A 15,982-nucleotide genomic window follows, 5' to 3' on the forward strand; every position below is an offset into this window, starting at 1 on the left:
AGGTATTCCTCGACGCTCCTATGTCGTAAATGCCTGACCAGATATGACAGGGCCCGCAGGACTGCATCCTCGGGCCTTATGTTGTGAAAAAAGGTTCTGGAACCACGGAACCGCAACGAAGAAGGAAACGATACGTGGCACGTATTGCCGGGGTGAACATCCCCACCGCCAAGCGCGTACCGATCGCGCTGACCTATATCACCGGAATTGGACATACCTCGGCCGCACAGATCTGCGAAGCCGTTGGCATTGACACGTCGCGCCGGGTCAATGAGCTGTCGGATGCCGAAGTTCTGCAAATCCGCGAACATATCGACGCGAACTTCACCGTTGAAGGTGACCTGCGCCGCGACACGCAGATGAACATCAAACGTTTGATGGACCTGGGCTGCTATCGCGGTCTGCGTCATCGTCGGAACCTGCCCGTGCGCGGTCAGCGCACCCATACCAACGCGCGCACCCGCAAAGGCCCCGCAAAGGCCATTGCCGGCAAGAAGAAGTAAGGGGGCAGATCGATGGCACGCGATAAGACACGGACCAAGCGTAAAGAGCGCAAGAACATCGCCGCAGGTGTGGCGCATGTGAACAGCTCGTTCAACAACACCAAAATCCTGATCTCGGATGTGCAGGGCAACGCGATTTCCTGGTCCTCCGCCGGGACGATGGGCTTCAAAGGCTCGCGGAAATCCACGCCCTATGCGGCGCAGATGGCCGCTGAAGATGCCGGCAAGAAAGCTCAGGAACATGGTGTGAAGACCCTTGAGGTTGAAGTTCAAGGCCCGGGTTCGGGCCGCGAGTCCGCGCTTCGTGCGCTGGCCGCCGTTGGCTTCTCGATCACGTCGATCCGCGATGTGACCCCGATGGCCCATAACGGCTGCCGCCCGCCGAAACGCCGCCGCGTTTAACGTATGATTTACTCGCGACGGGCTGCGGCATTCCGCGTGGCCCGTTGCTGTCATTTTTGATCCTCGAGCGTTCAGAGCCACGGATCCAGGCCCTGAACAAGAATGGAGGCGACACCATGATCCATAAAAACTGGCAAGAACTTATTAAGCCGACCCAATTGGTTGTGAACCCGGGCAATGAACCCGCGCGTCAGGCGACCGTTGTGGCCGAACCGTTGGAGCGGGGCTTTGGCCTGACGCTCGGCAACGCCCTGCGCCGCGTGCTGATGAGCTCGCTGCAGGGTGCTGCAATCACCTCGGTGCAAATCGACAATGTTTTGCACGAATTCTCGTCCATTGCCGGTGTGCGGGAAGACGTGACCGATGTGGTTCTGAACCTCAAAGGCGTGGCGATCCGGATGGAAACCGATGGGCCCAAGCGCGTGTCGATCACGGCGAAAGGTCCGAAGGTTGTTACTGCGGGTGACATTTCGGAATCCGCTGGCATCGAAGTGCTGAACAAAGAGCATGTGATCTGCCACTTGGATGATGGCGCCGATCTCTACATGGAGCTGACCATCAGCACCGGGAAAGGCTATGTCGCCGCCGACAAGAACCGCCCCGAGGATGCGCCGATTGGCCTGATCCCGATCGATGCGATCTATTCGCCGGTCAAGAAGGTCAGCTATGATGTGCAGCCGACCCGTGAGGGCCAAGTGCTCGACTATGACAAGCTGACGTTGAAACTGGAAACCGATGGCTCGGTGACCCCGGATGATGCTGTGGCCTATGCCGCGCGGATCATTCAGGACCAGCTGTCGATCTTCGTGAACTTCGATGAGCCGGAAAGCGCCAGCCGTCAGGATGACGAGGACGATCTGGAGTTCAACCCGCTGCTTCTGAAGAAAGTGGACGAGTTGGAACTGTCGGTTCGTTCGGCCAACTGCCTGAAGAACGACAACATCGTCTATATCGGTGATCTGATCCAGAAGACCGAAGCCGAGATGCTCCGCACCCCGAACTTTGGCCGCAAATCCTTGAACGAGATCAAGGAAGTGCTGTCGGGCATGGGCCTGCACCTGGGCATGGATATCATTGACTGGCCGCCCGATAATATCGAGGACTTGGCCAAGAAATACGAAGACAACTTCTGAGGCGCGATAGGCGCTTCGGAGCTTTAAATGCCCGCATAGATGCGGGGACTATCTGGGCATGATGCCCCAAGGAGAGGGCCCCGCACGCATGGGGCCCCAGACAAAGCATAAAACGGAGTAAATGACATGCGTCACGCACGAGGCTACCGCCGCCTGAACCGCACCCACGAGCACCGCAAGGCGCTCTTTGCGAATATGGCTGGCTCGCTCATTGAACATGAGCAAATCAAGACGACTCTGCCGAAAGCCAAAGAGCTACGGCCCATTGTTGAGAAGCTGATCACCCTTGGCAAACGCGGCGATTTGCACGCCCGCCGGCAAGCTGCGGCCCAACTGAAACAGGATGCTTATGTGGCAAAACTGTTCGAGGTTCTGGGCCCGCGCTATGCAGAGCGTCAGGGCGGCTATGTCCGGGTTCTGAAGGCGGGTTTCCGCTATGGCGATATGGCGCCGATGGCGATCATCGAGTTCGTTGATCGCGATGTGGATGCCAAAGGCGCAGGCGACCGTGCGCGCGTTGAAGCCGAAGAAGCGGCGGACGACTAACCGCCGCATTTGAGACACAGTTTAAAAAAAATGAAACCCCGCTGAATGGCGGGGTTTTTTGTTTAAGAGGGCTTTAACGCGGCTTTCGGGGGCGTATCCCGATTGGCCACATCTTGGATAAGTCGTTCCAATTCGGCCTCCGCAACAGGCGTTTCACCCAAAAACTCAAGAAGGTCATTGCGCGCGGGCTGTGACAATCCCATCAAACGCGCAAAAAGATCTGGTTCGATCTTTTCCGACATACCGCTCACCTTTAGTCCAGAGGGCTCAGAGTTTATTGTTGACCCTGTTTCTGGCAACCTGTCTAAAAAGACATGTCTTTTTGTCGGTTCAATGTCTAAAACGCCTGCACTCGACCTGCTTTTGCATGAACTCTCTCTGGCGACGCCTGGGGGCTACGCTGTCGGTTTGCATATTCGGTACGTGTCGCCGCTGATCATGGTGAACACATATCCCGAAGAGTGGCAGGAGATTTATACGGCCAAGGTCTATGGGCTTCGAGATCCGACTTTGGCTTGGGGGCTCAGCCATACGGGCGTGCGCCGGTGGAGCGAGATCGGTTTGCCGGACCCGTTTGGAATTCTGAAAGAGTCGGCGGAGTATGGAATGCACTACGGGATGATCTGTTCGATCGGCCCGTTGTCTTCGCGGACGATCGCCGGGGCCACGCGCCCCGACCGCGAATACACACAGGAGGAAATGGAACACGTCCATAAGATCGTGCAGCGCATGCACGATCTGTCTGTGCCGCCGACAAAACTGTCGAATGCGCAGATCGAAGCTTTGAGATGTATCGCGGAAGGGGACCGCCATGCAGCTGCCGCCGCCAAACTTGGCATTTCTGAAAGTGCTTTCAAAGCACGTCTGACCTCTGCTCGTCAGAAGCTTATGGCCCGAACAACGGCCGAGGCTGTCCAGCGCGCAAAGGAATATGGCTTGATTTGAAAGACAGGATACATGGTGAGCCGCTGGCGTGATCCTCCGCGGGGAAAGTTTCTTAACCCGAGCCGAAGGAGGCAAATCTATGCAGTCTACCACCCTGTCTTTCGACAATATCCACAATCATGGTGACCTGTTCACCAATATGCTGCGCGCCCGGCACAACAAGTTCATCGAACACATGCACTGGGATCTGCCGAATGCCGATGGCATGGAGTTCGATCAATATGATACCCCGCAAAGCCGGTGGGTTTGTGTTCATGAGAACGGCAAAGTGCTTGCAGGCGTTCGTTTGACCCCGACGACGGCCCGGTGTGGCATTTATTCTTACATGGTGAGGGATGCGCAGCGCGGTTTGCTGGAGGAAATCCCTTCGAATCTGCTTGATGATCCCGCCCCGATTGCCGCGCATATCTGGGATGCAAACCGTCTTTTCGTCGCCGAAGGGGTCAGCACCGACATCCGTCGGGATGTTCAGATGTCTCTGATGGGGCACATGGTGCGGTCCGCGCGCGCATTGGGGGCGACGATGCTTTTGGGTCTTTTGCCGATCGGTATCCCGCGCCTTGGCCGCCGACTGGGTATCTCGATGGAGCCAGGTGGCCCGATTATGAAGATCGGTGGTGTGGCACACCGCTGCTACTTCGTGTCGATGGCTTCGAAGATGCACTGAGATGGCCCGATCACATTCAACGCGCAGAAACCTGCGATGGGCGGGGTCTATGCACCCGCCCGTCCCCCCTTAGATAGGGGGGATGGCAGATTTGTTTGACACCAGCCCCTCTGACCCCGATGTCCGGACCGGACCACGACCGCTGGCTGATCGTCTACGGCCACGCAGTCTGGCCGAGGTGATCGGTCAGGAGCATCTGCTTGGCCCAGAGGGCAGTCTCAAAGTGATGCTCGATAGCGGCGCGTTGTCGTCGCTGGTGTTTTGGGGGCCGCCCGGTGTGGGGAAGACGACCATTGCCCGGCTTTTGGCTGATGAGACCGATCTGCATTTTGTGCAGATCAGCGCGATTTTCACCGGTGTGCCGGATCTGCGCAAAGTCTTTGAGGCCGCCAAGCTGCGCCATGCCAATGGCAAAGGCACGCTTTTGTTCGTGGATGAAATCCACCGTTTCAATAAAGCGCAACAGGACGGGTTTCTGCCGCATATGGAAGATGGAACCATCCTTCTTGTTGGCGCCACGACGGAGAATCCGTCATTTGAGTTAAACGCGGCGCTTCTCTCTCGGGCGCAAGTTCTGGTCTTGAACCGGCTGGACGAGGCCGCCTTGGAAAAGATCTTGGCGCATGCCGAGCTTGAGATGCACCATCCGATGCCACTCCGGCCAGAGGCGCGGATGGCGCTTCTTGAGATGGCGGATGGCGATGGGCGCGCGCTCCTCAATCTGGCGGAGCAGGTCGCGGCCTGGAAGGTGGATGGGCAGCTTACTGTCGATCAACTGGCCACCCGGCTGCAACGCCGCGCGGCGCAATACGATAAATCCGGCGATGCGCATTACAACCTGATCTCGGCTTTGCATAAATCCGTGCGGGGCTCGGACCCTGATGCCAGCCTTTATTGGTTGGCCCGGATGCTGGAAGGCGGAGAGGATCCCCGTTTTCTGGCCCGTCGGATCACCCGCATGGCAGTCGAAGACATCGGTCTCGCCGAGCCGCAAGCGCAGCGGGTCTGCCTAGATGCATGGGAAACCTATGAGCGGCTTGGGTCGCCCGAAGGGGAACTGGCGCTGGCGCAGGCCGTGCTCTACCTCGCCCTCGCGCCGAAATCGAATGCGACATATGTAGCGTATAAAGATGCGCGCCGCTCCGCCAAATCCACCGGATCAAAGCCGCCGCCGAAACACATCCTCAACGCGCCGACTAACTTGATGAAAGATCAGGGCTATGGCGCGGGATACGATTATGACCACGATGCGAAAGATGGGTTCTCTGGTCAGAACTACTTCCCGGACCAGATGGGCCGGGCGCAGTTTTACCAGCCCGTGCAGCGCGGATATGAGCGCGAGTTGGCCAAGCGCTTGGCCTATTTCAACAAGCTCCGCGCGGATCGTCAGCACAGTTGACAAGCTCGGCCCAAGCGCCGATGACCCGCCCCATGATGACAGCGGTTTTTCAGGTGGCCCTTGGCGGCGCGGCGGGGGCGGTTTTACGCTATCTGACCGGTATCGGCGTCGTCCGGCTCCTGGGGCATACGCCGTTTCCGTACGCGATCCTGAGTGTGAATATCCTGGGCTCGTTCCTGATGGGCGTTTTCGTCGTTGCGGCGGCCCATCGCGGGCTGACCCATTTGTCGCCCTTGGTGATGACCGGGCTTCTGGGCGGGTTTACGACCTTCTCGGCCTTCTCGCTTGAGGCGGTGACACTCTATGAGCGTGGCGAGGTGACGTCGGCGGTGATCTATGTCGTGGCATCGGTTTGTTTGTCGATTTTCGGGCTGGTTCTGGGCCTGTGGCTGGCGCGGGGGCTGTTTGCATGAGTGGTGTTCAAACGCTTGAGGTTGCGCCGGGGGACGGCGACCAGCGATTGGATCGTTGGTTTCGGCGACAGTTCCCGCAGATCAGCCAGGGCCGGATCGAAAAGATGTGTCGTAAAGGTGAGATCCGGGTCGATGGCGGCCGGGTGAAACCCGCCACGCGCGTCGAGGCCGGGCAGAAAGTGCGCATTCCGCCTCTCCCGGATCAGGCCGCGCCGCAGCCGGCGGTCTCGCGCAGCAAAATCTCCGACGCGGATGCCGAAATGATGCGAGCGGCGGTGCTTTATCGTGATGACCATCTTATTGCGCTGAACAAGCCACCGGGCCTGCCGAGCCAAGGCGGAAGCAAACAGACCCGGCATGTCGATGGGCTGGCGGAGGCGCTGCGTTTTGGGTTCGAGGACAAGCCGCGTCTGGTGCATCGGCTCGACAAGGACACCTCCGGCATTCTGCTTCTGGCCCGCACACGGCAGGCCGCCGCGGCGCTGACCAAAGCGTTCCGGGCGCGCGACACTCGTAAGATCTACTGGGCCGCTGTTGCGGGTGCGCCTTTGCCACGCATGGGCACAATCAAATTCGGGCTGGTGAAGGCGCCGGGCCATGGCAAGGGCGGCGAGGGGGAGAAGATGCTCTGCCTGCACCCCGATGAGGTTGATCGGACGCCAGATGCCAAACGCGCGACAACCGATTACGCGGTTCTGAGCAATCTCGGCAGTCGGGCGGCTTGGGTGGCGCTGGTGCCGGTGACGGGACGCACGCATCAGCTTCGCGCGCATATGGCCGAGATCGGCCACCCGGTTATCGGCGACGGCAAATATGGCGGCTCAGGGCAAGAGAACCTTGGCGATGGCTGGGGCGCGCAATTGGGTGGTGAGATCAGCCGCAAACTGCATCTGCATGCCCGTTCGCTTGCGCTGACCCATCCGATCACCGGCGCACGGCTCAACCTCGTGGCGCCCCTGCCGGAGCATATGGCGCGGACCTGGGAGACGCTCGGGTGGTATGCAAATGACGTGCCCGCCGATCCGTTTGACGAGGATAGCTTTTGACCGACACTCCCTTGAAGCTGGTGATTTTCGACGTCGATGGCACCTTGGTCGACAGCCAGGCGCATATACTGGCATCAATGAACTGGGCCTTTGCGGCATTGGATATGACGCCACCAAGCCGGGAGCAGACGCTCTCGATTGTTGGGTTGTCCTTGCCGCAAGCGATGGCGCGGCTGGTGCCGGAGGCTTCGGCGGCGCTCAATGCACAACTGGTCGAGGCCTATAAAAACAGCTTTGCCGATCTCAGGCAGCGCGGCGAGTCGGCGGCGGCCTCGCCGCTTTTTCCGGGCGCGATCGAGGCTTTGCATGCGCTGGCGGCTCAGGACGAGATGTTTCTGGGGATCGCGACCGGAAAATCCCGGCGCGGGCTGGACCATCTGTTTGAGTTGCATGGATTCGGGCCGCTCTTCCATACGGTGCAGGTCGCTGATGATCATCCGTCCAAGCCGCACCCATCGATGGTGCTCACCTGTTTGGATGAGACCGGCGTGGCGCCGGAAAACACAGTCATTCTGGGTGATACGACCTATGATATCGAGATGGGTCGCGCGGGCGGTATCCAAGCCATTGGTGTCGATTGGGGATATCACGAAACCGACGCGTTGACGGCGGCGGGGGCGGCGATGATCCTGTCGGATTTTGCGGCATTGTCCGAGGCGCTGGATCAAATCTGGGGGGTGGTATGAGCGAGTGGGCGGTAAAGCGATTCTGGACCAATGCCGAGGTGGCAGAGGTCGAAGGCGGGTTTTCCGTCACGCTGGATGGCCGGCCCGTTCGTACACCGTTCAAATCCGCGCTGGTGCTGCCGACCCGTGACATGGCCGAGGCGATGGCCGCCGAATGGGCCGCGCAGGGAGACCAGGTCGACCCGCTGAGCATGCCGGTCACCCGCTCCGCCAACTCGGCTATTGACAAGGTGGCCACGCAACATGGCGCTGTGGCCGACATGTTGGCGGCCTATGCCGAAACCGATCTGCTCTGTCATCGGGCGGAGAGCCCCGAGGAATTGGTCCGCCGTCAAGCCGACGGGTGGGACCCGATCCTGATCTGGGCGGCGGAGACCTTTGGCGCGCCTCTGGTTGTCACACAAGGTGTCTTGCCGGCCGACCAACCGGAGGCAAGTCTCCAGGCCTATGGCGCGGCTGTGGCCAGTTTTGCGCCCTTCTCCCTGACCGCTTTGCATGACCTGGTCACGCTGTCTGGGTCTCTGGTGCTGGCCCTGGCCGTTGCCCGTGGCCGGATTGCCCCCGAACAGGGCTGGTTGCTGTCGCGAATCGACGAGCTGTGGCAGATTGAACAGTGGGGCGATGACGATGAAGCGCGCGATTTTGCCGCCCAGAAACAGGAGGCTTTCCTCCACGCAGCCCGGTTCTTGGAGCTGTCAGGCGAGGCGTGATTGCTCTAATGGCATATAAGCCTTTGTGATGCATAGCATTTGAGCGCTTTCTGAAACCAAGCCGTCGGAAATGGCTTAACCCTACGGAAAGCGCAGCCCCAACACTTGACCTATCGCGGCATATTTGCCCAATTAAGAGGCAGTGAGAGGGGTGAAAGCCTCTCATGATCTATGCCAAGGCACTCTTGGCTATCGGAAACTGTCCTTAAGGGCGGTCCATCAGGAAGAGGTAAACAATGAAAAAATCCGTACTTATCGGTACTATGGCCATCGCTGGTCTGGCCGCTGGGTTCGCTTCCGCACAGACGTTGGACGAAGTCCAAGCGCGCGGCAGCTTGAACTGTGGCGTGACCACCGGCCTCGTCGGCTTTGCCGCGCCGAATGCAAGCGGCGAATGGGAAGGCTTCGATGTCGGCGTTTGCCGCGCCGTGGCCGCCGCCGTCTTCGGCGATGCCACCGCTGTGAACTTCGTGCCCACCACTGGTCAGACCCGCTTTACCGCGCTGGCCTCTGGTGAGATCGACATGCTGGCCCGGAACACCACCTGGACCTTCAGCCGCGACGTTGACCTGCGCTTCGAATTCGTGGGCATCAACTACTATGACGGTCAGGGCTTCATGGTTCCCCGTGAACTGGGCGTGGCCTCGGCCATGGAACTGGACGGTGCAACCGTCTGCATCCAGACCGGCACCACGACCGAGCTGAACTTGGCTGACTTCTTCAGCTCGAACGGCATGAGCTATGAGCCTGTGCCGATCGAAACCAACGCCGAAGCGCAGCAGCAGTATCTTGCGGGCGCCTGCGACGTCTACACCACGGACGCCTCGGGTCTGGCCGCAACGCGCGCCACGTTCGAAGATCCCTCTGCGCATGTGGTTTTGCCCGAGATCATCTCGAAAGAACCGCTTGGTCCGCTTGTGCGCCATGGCGACCACGAGTGGGGCGATGTCGTCCGCTGGACGCTGAACGCTCTGATCGCAGCTGAAGAGCTGGGCATCACGTCGGCAAATGTCGGTGAACTGGCCGCTGGCACCGAAAACCCAGAGATCAACCGTCTCTTGGGGTCCGAAGGTGAACTGGGCGGTATGCTCGGTCTCGATGCGGCTTGGGCACAGAACGCCATTGCCGCCGTAGGCAACTACAGCGAGCTGTTCGAAGGCAACATCGGTGAGGCGACGCCAATTGGTCTCTCGCGCGGTCTAAACGCGCAGTGGACTGATGGTGGTCTGCTCTACGCACCGCCGTTCCGGTGACATCTTAAGCGAAGGGCGCGGTCACTCCGCGCCCTTCGTCTATCTAGAACAACGAATGACCAAACCGGGCAGGCCAACAAAGGTGCTGTTACAGAGTTTGGCAATCCAACAGTTGCAGGGGTGCCCGATATGGCAACGATGACGGAACCACCCGCCGAGACTTTCCGACTAAGCCAGTTGATTTATGACACCCGCTACCGGTCGCTGACGATCCAGGTGGTGGCGTTCATTTTGATCATGGCCGGTTTGTTTTGGCTGGCGAGTAACACGGTCCAGAACCTTCAATCTCTGGGAAAGGACTTCAATTTCGGCTTCTTGGGACAGCGAGCCGGATATGACATTAACCAACGGCTTGTCGAATACACCAATGACTCGACTCATGCGCGTGCGGCGTTGGTTGGTATTCTCAACACACTTCTTGTGGCCTTCGTGGGCTGTATCATTGCCACGATCGTCGGCGTGATCGCTGGCGTCTTGCGCTTGTCGAACAACTGGATCGTCGCGCGCCTGATGGCGGTTTATGTCGAAGGCTTCCGGAATATCCCGACGCTTTTGTGGATCTTGATCGTTTTCGCGATCATGACGGAGGCGACACCGCAACCGCGCGATTTCCGTGGCGATGACCCGGAAGCGAGCATGATTTTGTTCGACACCGTCGCAATCACCAATCGCGGGATTTACACGCCCGCGCCGGTTTGGGGCGATGGGGCGCTGATGCTCGTTCTGGTCTTCATCGCGTCTCTGGTCGGCATCTGGGCCTTCCGTCGCTATGCGCGGAAACGCCAGGAGCAGACAGGTGACATCCTACCGGTTTTCTGGACGTCGCTGGGCCTGTTCTTCATCCCGTCGATTTTGTTCTACTTCATCCTCGGTCGTCCAGTGACGCTGGAGTACCCCGAGCTGACTGGGTTCAACTTCTCGGGCGGGACGCATATGCGAAACTCGTTCATTGCGTTGACCTTGGCGCTGGCGCTCTATACCGGCGCGTTCATTGCCGAGAATGTCAGGTCCGGCATTCTGGCTGTCAGCAAAGGGCAGACTGAGGCGGCGTTTGCCTTGGGTCTGCGTCCGAACCGGACGATGAACCTGGTGATCTTGCCGCAGGCGCTGCGGGTCATCATCCCGCCGCTGATCTCGCAATATCTGAACCTGACCAAGAACTCCTCCCTCGCAATCGCGGTGGGGTATATGGACGTTCGCTCGACACTGGGCGGGATCACGATCAACCAGACCGGGCGAGAATTGGAAGGGATGCTTCTTCTGGGGCTATTCTATCTGATCACCTCACTCATCATCTCCTCTCTGATGAACGTCTATAACTCTTCCATCAAATTGAAGGAGCGCTGAGATGAGCGATACACATGCCCATAACGCTTCTTTCGTGCGGGAAACCATGTTGCCAGAAGTGGCACCGCCCGCAACCCAAACCGGTGTGATCAAATGGGTTCGGGAGAACCTGTTTTCGTCCTGGTTGAATGCCTTGCTGACGATCATCTCGCTTTACGTGATCTATTATGTTCTCAGCCATACGCTCGGCTGGATGCTCTATGGGATTTGGGATGCGGGATCGCTTTCCGAGTGCCGTGAGATTCGCGACGAAATTTATGGCGCGGATGCCAGTGTCGCCTGTTGGGCGGTTCTGGCGGATCGTTGGGATCAGTTGCTCTTCGGCTTCTACCCGCAAGATCTCTATTGGCGACCGGTATTGGCGCTTCTGGTGTTCTTTGTCGCCGTCGCTCCGATCCTGTTTGAGAATGTGCCACGGAAGCTGTTTTACGTCACAGCAGTCGCGCCGTTTCTCTGCTTCTGGCTGATCTGGGGCGGCTCGATCTGGACACCGATTGCCGTGGCTCTTGGCTTTGTGATTGGCGGCGTGATCATCCGATTTGGTGATGAGATCCTGGGGTCACTCGGTGCAACCATCGCCGGGCTTGTTGTGCCAATCCTCTATTGGCTGTTCTTCGCAGGCCCGGTCGCAGGTGGGCTTTCGGCCATCGCGCCGATTGAGATGCAATATGTCGCCTCCGATGAAATCGGCGGCTTCATGTTGGCCATCATCATCGGTGTGACCAGCATCATCTTGTCCTTCCCGCTAGGCATCGTTCTGGCGCTCGGACGGCAATCGGACCTGTTCATTATCAACAAGAGCTGCGTGTTCTTCATTGAGGTGATCCGCAGTGTGCCGTTGATTGTGTGGCTCTTCACCGCGTCGCTGCTTCTGAACTACTTCCTGCCGCCTGGCACCAATTTTGACCTGCTTCTGCGGGTGATCATCATGGTGACCTTCTTCGCCTCGGCCTATATGGCCGAAGTGATCCGCGGCGGGCTCGCGGCATTGCCCAGAGGTCAGTATGAAGGCGCGGATAGTCTGGGCCTGAATTACTGGCAGTCGATGCAGCTGATCATCTTGCCTCAGGCGCTGAAGATCTCGATCCCAGGGATCGTGAACACCTTCATTGGCGTCTTCAAAGACACCACATTGGTGGTCTTTGTGGGCCTGAGTGATCCCATCGGGTTCTCCAACCTGATCCGTGCCACAACCGATTGGAACGGCATCTATTGGGAACTCTTCATCTTCATTGGGGCGTGTTTCTTCATCTGCTGTTTCGCGATGTCGAAATACTCGCAATTCCTGGAGCGCAAGCTCCGCACCGACCATCGTTAAGGAGACGTCTCAATGACTGACGCTCAAACTTCTTCCATCGCGGATCGGGAAATCGACCGTAGCCATATGACCGTCTCCGATGAGGTGGCCATTGAAATCCAAGGCATGAACAAGTGGTACGGCACGTTCCATGTGCTGCGCGACATCAACCTGACCGTGAACCAGGGCGAACGGATCGTGATTTGCGGGCCCTCTGGCTCGGGCAAATCCACCTTGATCCGCTGCATCAATGCCTTGGAAGAGCACCAGCAGGGCTCGATCACGGTTGATGGCACGCTCCTGTCGAATGACCTGAAAAACATCGACAAGATTCGGTCCGAGGTTGGGATGTGCTTCCAGCATTTCAATCTCTTCCCGCATCTGACGATCCTGGAGAACTGCACGCTGGCCCCGATCTGGGTGCGGAAGACGCCCAAGAAAGAGGCCGAGGAAACAGCTATGTATTTCCTCAACAAGGTCAAAATCCCAGAACAAGCCGACAAGTACCCCGGTCAGCTTTCGGGTGGGCAGCAGCAGCGGGTGGCCATTGCGCGCTCGCTCTGCATGCGGCCGCGGATCATGCTCTTTGACGAGCCGACCTCGGCGCTTGACCCTGAGATGATCAAAGAGGTGCTGGACACGATGATCCAGCTCGCCGAGGAGGGCATGACCATGCTCTGCGTGACCCATGAGATGGGCTTTGCGCGGCAGGTCGCCAACCGAGTGATCTTCATGGACCAAGGGCAGATCGTGGAGCAGAACGAGCCGGAGGAGTTCTTCATGAACCCCAAATCCGAACGGACGCAGCTGTTCCTGAGCCAGATCCTCGGTCACTGATCTTACCGTTTGGTAAGCTGAAAGCCCCCGGAAGCTCTTCCGGGGGCTTCGTTTTAGCCGGGTGTGTATGTCATTCGCAGAACATATTGCCCCGAGGCATCATCGAGCCGCTCGGCCCCCTCGGTAAGGCCATAACGGGTATAGAACTGGCGTGCCCTCGTGTTTTCGCGAAACACATCCAACTCCAACCGGCCTTTGCGTTGTACGGCCTGATCCATGAGCGCTTGGCCGATGCCATGACCATGATGTTCGGGCCGTAAAAACAACCCGCCGACTTCGTGGCCAATTAGGGCTATGAAGCCGATGGGTATGCCGTCCTTTTCGGCCACCCAAATCTCGGCCATGTCCAACAACGTGTCCCGGATCAGGCTTTCGGCCTCACTCATGAACTCGGAGCCTAGAAATGGATGCGCAACCGCGCTTGTGTCACGCCAGATCGACATGACGGCCTGCTTATCGGCAGGCAAATAAGGTCTGATCATCTGTCAGATATCCTTTGATGTGCCGTTCTTGGAAGAGCGGCAATTACTTGAGTCTTGGAAAAGCACATCGTCAAAGCGACCGGTCCCACGTCGTGGGCGGCGTTTGCGTTCTCAGATTGTGCAGGGGCGCAAGCTGCGACCGATCAAAGGCGAGACATCAAATCTCCGTTTCAGACGATGAGCAGATTAGGGGGCAGTTGCGCCGACCGCAATCAGCTTGGTTCCGGCTTCAAATCGCGGGGTACCGTAAAGGCGATGACCTCGCCCATGCCCGGCTCGATCTGCGCCCAGTTTTCCACTTCGAACCGCAGGATCAGGCTGGCCCCCGTCGGGTAAAACCCGAATTTCGGATGGGTCGGCGGTGTGGCGCATAGCGCATAGGCGATGCTGCCAATACCGGGGTTATGCCCAATGATCGCCAGAGGGCTGGTGTCAGCTTGTTGGATTTTGGAGAGGATCGCCGCGGGATCAGCGTGGTAAATCGCGTTGGAATAGGATGCCGTGACCGGATCGGGCAACTGGCTAGCAATCCCGCTCCAGGTCTCTTGAGTGCGCCGCGCGGTGGAGCAGATCACCTGCTCAGGGTTGATGCCCTGAGTGTTGAGCCATGCGCCGATCCGCGGGGCCGCGCGCCGCCCGCGATCATTCAGAGGCCGGTCATGATCGTCCAAGAGGGGATTGTCCCAATCGGATTTCGCGTGGCGGATCAGAACAAGGGTCAAGCTCATGGGTGGAAACTCCGCATGTGAAAAGCCGATTGCGCGGGCAGGCGGCCATAGGATTGGCTCAGCGGGCAGGCCCGGCGGACGGCGCAGCCCTGCATCAGGCAATCTGCACCGGCCTCCGTGTCCAGATACCCATGACACGCCGCTGTGTCATAGCCCTCCGATGTCAGGGCGTTCACGGGACAGGCGGTCAGGCATGGTTTGCTGCAACTCTCACAGGGGCGTTCAATGGGCGGTTGCGGGAGCTCAATCCGCTCTTTCAAGGCCAATGCCCCGCGATAGGAGACCATAAGCCCAGCCACATCGTGGACCAGGATCGTCACAGGGCTGGGCCAGGCGCGACCTGTACGCGTGGCCCATCGGATAAAGGGCGCATAGGGCGGGCCACCAAACGGAAACTGCGCCTTTGCGCCCAGGTCGCACGCGAGACGCCCAATCACCCGGCGGGACCAGCGGTCCATCCGGTCGGGTTTGCCGTCTGTGAACTCTGGCTCAGTGGTGACATGAGCCCAAAAGCCCGGCTCCCGCGGGCCAAGCAGGACGAGCGTTTCTGTCCCTTTCGGTGCCGCATCCTCTGGCGTGGGGTGAAATGCCCCGAAGACATCAAGATGCAGGTCGTGAACAGCGCGGGTCAGGCTCTCGTAATCCATCTACACACCCTGTCGGGCCGGGCCACGACACGCAAGGTGTCAGGCGCGGATGATGCTGCCCGCGCCATGTTCGGTGAACAGCTCCAACAACACCGCGTTCGAAACCCGACCATCAACGATCACACAGGCGCGCACGCCGTTTCTGACGGCATGCAGAGCAGTTTCGGTTTTGGGGATCATGCCGCCCGCAATGGTGCCGTCCTTGGTCATCGCTTCGACATCCGAGACACTCAACTCGGTCACCACCTCGCCATCGGCGTTCTTCACACCCGCGACATCGGTCAGAAGCAACAGGCGATCCGCCTTCAGAGCCGCAGCAATCGCGCCCGCGGCCGTGTCGCCATTGACGTTGAAAGTCTCCCCATTCCGGCCAGCGCCAAGAGGGGCGACAACCGGGATCATGTTGTCTTTGAACAGGTTCAACAGCACATCCGGCGTCATCTCAGCGGGCTCGCCGACAAAGCCCAGTTTCGGGTCGGCCGGATCACAGATCATCAAATTCGCATCTTTGCCGCTTAGCCCGACGGCCCGCCCGCCTTGGGCGTTGATCGCTTGCACGATGCGTTTATTGACGGTGCCCGAAAGCACCATTTCGACGACTTCCACGGTGGCGGTATCGCTCACTCGTTTGCCGTCGGCAAACTCCGAGACAACACCAAGCTTGCTCAGCATCTCGTTGATCATTGGGCCGCCGCCATGAACGATCACCGGATTCACCCCGACTTGCTGCAAAAGTACGATATCGCGGGCGAAACTAGCCATCGCAGTGTCATCGCCCATCGCGTGACCGCCAAATTTGATCACCACGGTCGCATCATCATAGCGCTGTAGGAAAGGCAGCGCTTCGGAAAGCGTGCGGGCGGTGGCAAGGTAATCCCGGCTCATGGTTTGTTTCTTCATCGCTTCGGCCTCATGGTCGCGTCTTGTTACGGCAAGTGGCC

General features: G+C 58.9%; 19 protein-coding genes. 15 read left to right on the forward strand and 4 right to left on the reverse strand.

The annotated features are described in order from the left end of the window. The first annotated feature begins 134 nt into the window (after nucleotides 1-134). The 15 genes from rpsM to QTA57_RS07535 all read left to right on the forward strand — a co-directional run bounded on the left by rpsM (nucleotide 135) and on the right by QTA57_RS07535 (nucleotide 13,184). A complete protein-coding gene (gene rpsM / locus QTA57_RS07465; protein WP_145215047.1) occupies nucleotides 135-503 on the forward strand; it encodes a 30S ribosomal protein S13 in 369 nt (122 codons plus the stop codon). 12 nt (nucleotides 504-515) lie between these two features. Then, entirely contained in the window at nucleotides 516-905 is a 390-nt protein-coding gene (gene rpsK / locus QTA57_RS07470) for a 30S ribosomal protein S11 (protein ID WP_145215050.1), read from the forward strand. A 116-nt stretch (nucleotides 906-1,021) separates the two neighbouring features. Beyond that, on the forward strand, nucleotides 1,022-2,038 hold the full coding sequence (locus tag QTA57_RS07475; protein WP_171561481.1) for a DNA-directed RNA polymerase subunit alpha: 1,017 nt from the start codon (nucleotides 1,022-1,024) through the stop codon (nucleotides 2,036-2,038). Between the two features lie 126 nt (nucleotides 2,039-2,164). Then, the gene (rplQ, locus tag QTA57_RS07480; RefSeq protein ID WP_145215057.1) at nucleotides 2,165-2,584 is read left to right on the forward strand and encodes a 50S ribosomal protein L17; all 420 of its coding nucleotides are present in this window, start codon (nucleotides 2,165-2,167) and stop codon (nucleotides 2,582-2,584) included. A gap of 102 nt (nucleotides 2,585-2,686) precedes the next feature. Further along, nucleotides 2,687-3,529, forward strand: coding sequence for a helix-turn-helix transcriptional regulator (locus tag QTA57_RS07485; protein WP_330696784.1), 843 nt, complete (start codon nucleotides 2,687-2,689; stop codon nucleotides 3,527-3,529). Between the two features lie 79 nt (nucleotides 3,530-3,608). Then, nucleotides 3,609-4,196, forward strand: coding sequence for an acyl-homoserine-lactone synthase (locus QTA57_RS07490; protein ID WP_145215059.1), 588 nt, complete (start codon nucleotides 3,609-3,611; stop codon nucleotides 4,194-4,196). Between the two features lie 82 nt (nucleotides 4,197-4,278). Then, complete coding sequence (locus QTA57_RS07495; protein WP_290154316.1) at nucleotides 4,279-5,595, forward strand: replication-associated recombination protein A; 1,317 nt, start codon at nucleotides 4,279-4,281, stop codon at nucleotides 5,593-5,595. A 20-nt stretch (nucleotides 5,596-5,615) separates the two neighbouring features. Next, nucleotides 5,616-6,008 carry a fluoride efflux transporter CrcB gene (crcB, locus tag QTA57_RS07500; protein ID WP_407933503.1) on the forward strand — a complete coding sequence of 131 codons (393 nt, stop codon included), beginning with the start codon at nucleotides 5,616-5,618 and terminating at the stop codon, nucleotides 6,006-6,008. Then, nucleotides 6,005-7,054: an RluA family pseudouridine synthase gene (locus QTA57_RS07505; RefSeq protein WP_290154317.1), complete on the forward strand. Its 1,050-nt coding sequence runs from the start codon at nucleotides 6,005-6,007 to the stop codon at nucleotides 7,052-7,054. Before crcB ends, QTA57_RS07505 begins: the two co-directional genes overlap by 4 nt. Next, complete coding sequence (locus tag QTA57_RS07510; RefSeq protein WP_290154319.1) at nucleotides 7,051-7,740, forward strand: HAD-IA family hydrolase; 690 nt, start codon at nucleotides 7,051-7,053, stop codon at nucleotides 7,738-7,740. Before QTA57_RS07505 ends, QTA57_RS07510 begins: the two co-directional genes overlap by 4 nt. Continuing rightward, nucleotides 7,737-8,450 carry an ATP12 family chaperone protein gene (locus QTA57_RS07515; protein ID WP_290154320.1) on the forward strand — a complete coding sequence of 238 codons (714 nt, stop codon included), beginning with the start codon at nucleotides 7,737-7,739 and terminating at the stop codon, nucleotides 8,448-8,450. Before QTA57_RS07510 ends, QTA57_RS07515 begins: the two co-directional genes overlap by 4 nt. Nucleotides 8,451-8,686: 236 nt before the next feature. Further along, on the forward strand, nucleotides 8,687-9,703 hold the full coding sequence (locus QTA57_RS07520; protein ID WP_171561473.1) for an amino acid ABC transporter substrate-binding protein: 1,017 nt from the start codon (nucleotides 8,687-8,689) through the stop codon (nucleotides 9,701-9,703). 129 nt (nucleotides 9,704-9,832) lie between these two features. Then, nucleotides 9,833-11,050: an amino acid ABC transporter permease gene (locus QTA57_RS07525; protein WP_145215080.1), complete on the forward strand. Its 1,218-nt coding sequence runs from the start codon at nucleotides 9,833-9,835 to the stop codon at nucleotides 11,048-11,050. 1 nt (nucleotide 11,051) lies between these two features. Then, nucleotides 11,052-12,368 (forward strand): amino acid ABC transporter permease, encoded by a 1,317-nt coding sequence (locus tag QTA57_RS07530; RefSeq protein WP_290154321.1) that lies wholly within the window; start codon nucleotides 11,052-11,054, stop codon nucleotides 12,366-12,368. A gap of 12 nt (nucleotides 12,369-12,380) precedes the next feature. Further along, on the forward strand, nucleotides 12,381-13,184 hold the full coding sequence (locus tag QTA57_RS07535) for an amino acid ABC transporter ATP-binding protein (protein WP_290154322.1): 804 nt from the start codon (nucleotides 12,381-12,383) through the stop codon (nucleotides 13,182-13,184). 53 nt (nucleotides 13,185-13,237) lie between these two features. Here the strand turns inward: QTA57_RS07535 and QTA57_RS07540 are convergent, their stop codons facing one another. The 4 genes from QTA57_RS07540 to argB form a co-directional block, all read right to left on the reverse strand. Continuing rightward, entirely contained in the window at nucleotides 13,238-13,666 is a 429-nt protein-coding gene (locus QTA57_RS07540) for a GNAT family N-acetyltransferase (protein WP_290154323.1), read from the reverse strand. 212 nt (nucleotides 13,667-13,878) lie between these two features. Next, nucleotides 13,879-14,394, reverse strand: coding sequence for a SixA phosphatase family protein (locus tag QTA57_RS07545; protein ID WP_290154324.1), 516 nt, complete (start codon nucleotides 14,392-14,394; stop codon nucleotides 13,879-13,881). Beyond that, nucleotides 14,391-15,041: a ferredoxin gene (locus tag QTA57_RS07550; RefSeq protein ID WP_290154325.1), complete on the reverse strand. Its 651-nt coding sequence runs from the start codon at nucleotides 15,039-15,041 to the stop codon at nucleotides 14,391-14,393. Before QTA57_RS07550 ends, QTA57_RS07545 begins: the two co-directional genes overlap by 4 nt. Before the next feature lie 39 nt (nucleotides 15,042-15,080). Continuing rightward, on the reverse strand, nucleotides 15,081-15,941 hold the full coding sequence (argB, locus tag QTA57_RS07555; protein ID WP_290154327.1) for an acetylglutamate kinase: 861 nt from the start codon (nucleotides 15,939-15,941) through the stop codon (nucleotides 15,081-15,083). Between the last annotated feature and the right edge of the window lie 41 nt (nucleotides 15,942-15,982).

The organism is Fontisubflavum oceani (assembly GCF_030407165.1).
Classification (GTDB): domain Bacteria; phylum Pseudomonadota; class Alphaproteobacteria; order Rhodobacterales; family Rhodobacteraceae; genus Rhodophyticola; species Rhodophyticola oceani.

What these genes read in the sequence shown, in the direction of transcription:
- rpsK (WP_145215050.1), top strand. Translation starts at nt 516, where the DNA reads ATGGCACGCGATAAGACACGGACCAAGCGTAAAGAGCGCAAGAACATC.
- QTA57_RS07475 (WP_171561481.1), top strand. Translation starts at nt 1,022, where the DNA reads ATGATCCATAAAAACTGGCAAGAACTTATTAAGCCGACCCAATTGGTT.
- rplQ (WP_145215057.1), top strand. Translation starts at nt 2,165, where the DNA reads ATGCGTCACGCACGAGGCTACCGCCGCCTGAACCGCACCCACGAGCAC.
- QTA57_RS07490 (WP_145215059.1), top strand. Translation starts at nt 3,609, where the DNA reads ATGCAGTCTACCACCCTGTCTTTCGACAATATCCACAATCATGGTGAC.
- QTA57_RS07495 (WP_290154316.1), top strand. Translation starts at nt 4,279, where the DNA reads ATGGCAGATTTGTTTGACACCAGCCCCTCTGACCCCGATGTCCGGACC.
- crcB (WP_407933503.1), top strand. Translation starts at nt 5,616, where the DNA reads ATGACCCGCCCCATGATGACAGCGGTTTTTCAGGTGGCCCTTGGCGGC.
- QTA57_RS07505 (WP_290154317.1), top strand. Translation starts at nt 6,005, where the DNA reads ATGAGTGGTGTTCAAACGCTTGAGGTTGCGCCGGGGGACGGCGACCAG.
- QTA57_RS07515 (WP_290154320.1), top strand. Translation starts at nt 7,737, where the DNA reads ATGAGCGAGTGGGCGGTAAAGCGATTCTGGACCAATGCCGAGGTGGCA.
- QTA57_RS07520 (WP_171561473.1), top strand. Translation starts at nt 8,687, where the DNA reads ATGAAAAAATCCGTACTTATCGGTACTATGGCCATCGCTGGTCTGGCC.
- QTA57_RS07525 (WP_145215080.1), top strand. Translation starts at nt 9,833, where the DNA reads ATGGCAACGATGACGGAACCACCCGCCGAGACTTTCCGACTAAGCCAG.
- QTA57_RS07530 (WP_290154321.1), top strand. Translation starts at nt 11,052, where the DNA reads ATGAGCGATACACATGCCCATAACGCTTCTTTCGTGCGGGAAACCATG.
- QTA57_RS07535 (WP_290154322.1), top strand. Translation starts at nt 12,381, where the DNA reads ATGACTGACGCTCAAACTTCTTCCATCGCGGATCGGGAAATCGACCGT.
- QTA57_RS07540 (WP_290154323.1), bottom strand. Translation starts at nt 13,666, where the DNA reads ATGATCAGACCTTATTTGCCTGCCGATAAGCAGGCCGTCATGTCGATC.
- QTA57_RS07545 (WP_290154324.1), bottom strand. Translation starts at nt 14,394, where the DNA reads ATGAGCTTGACCCTTGTTCTGATCCGCCACGCGAAATCCGATTGGGAC.
- QTA57_RS07550 (WP_290154325.1), bottom strand. Translation starts at nt 15,041, where the DNA reads ATGGATTACGAGAGCCTGACCCGCGCTGTTCACGACCTGCATCTTGAT.
- argB (WP_290154327.1), bottom strand. Translation starts at nt 15,941, where the DNA reads ATGAAGAAACAAACCATGAGCCGGGATTACCTTGCCACCGCCCGCACG.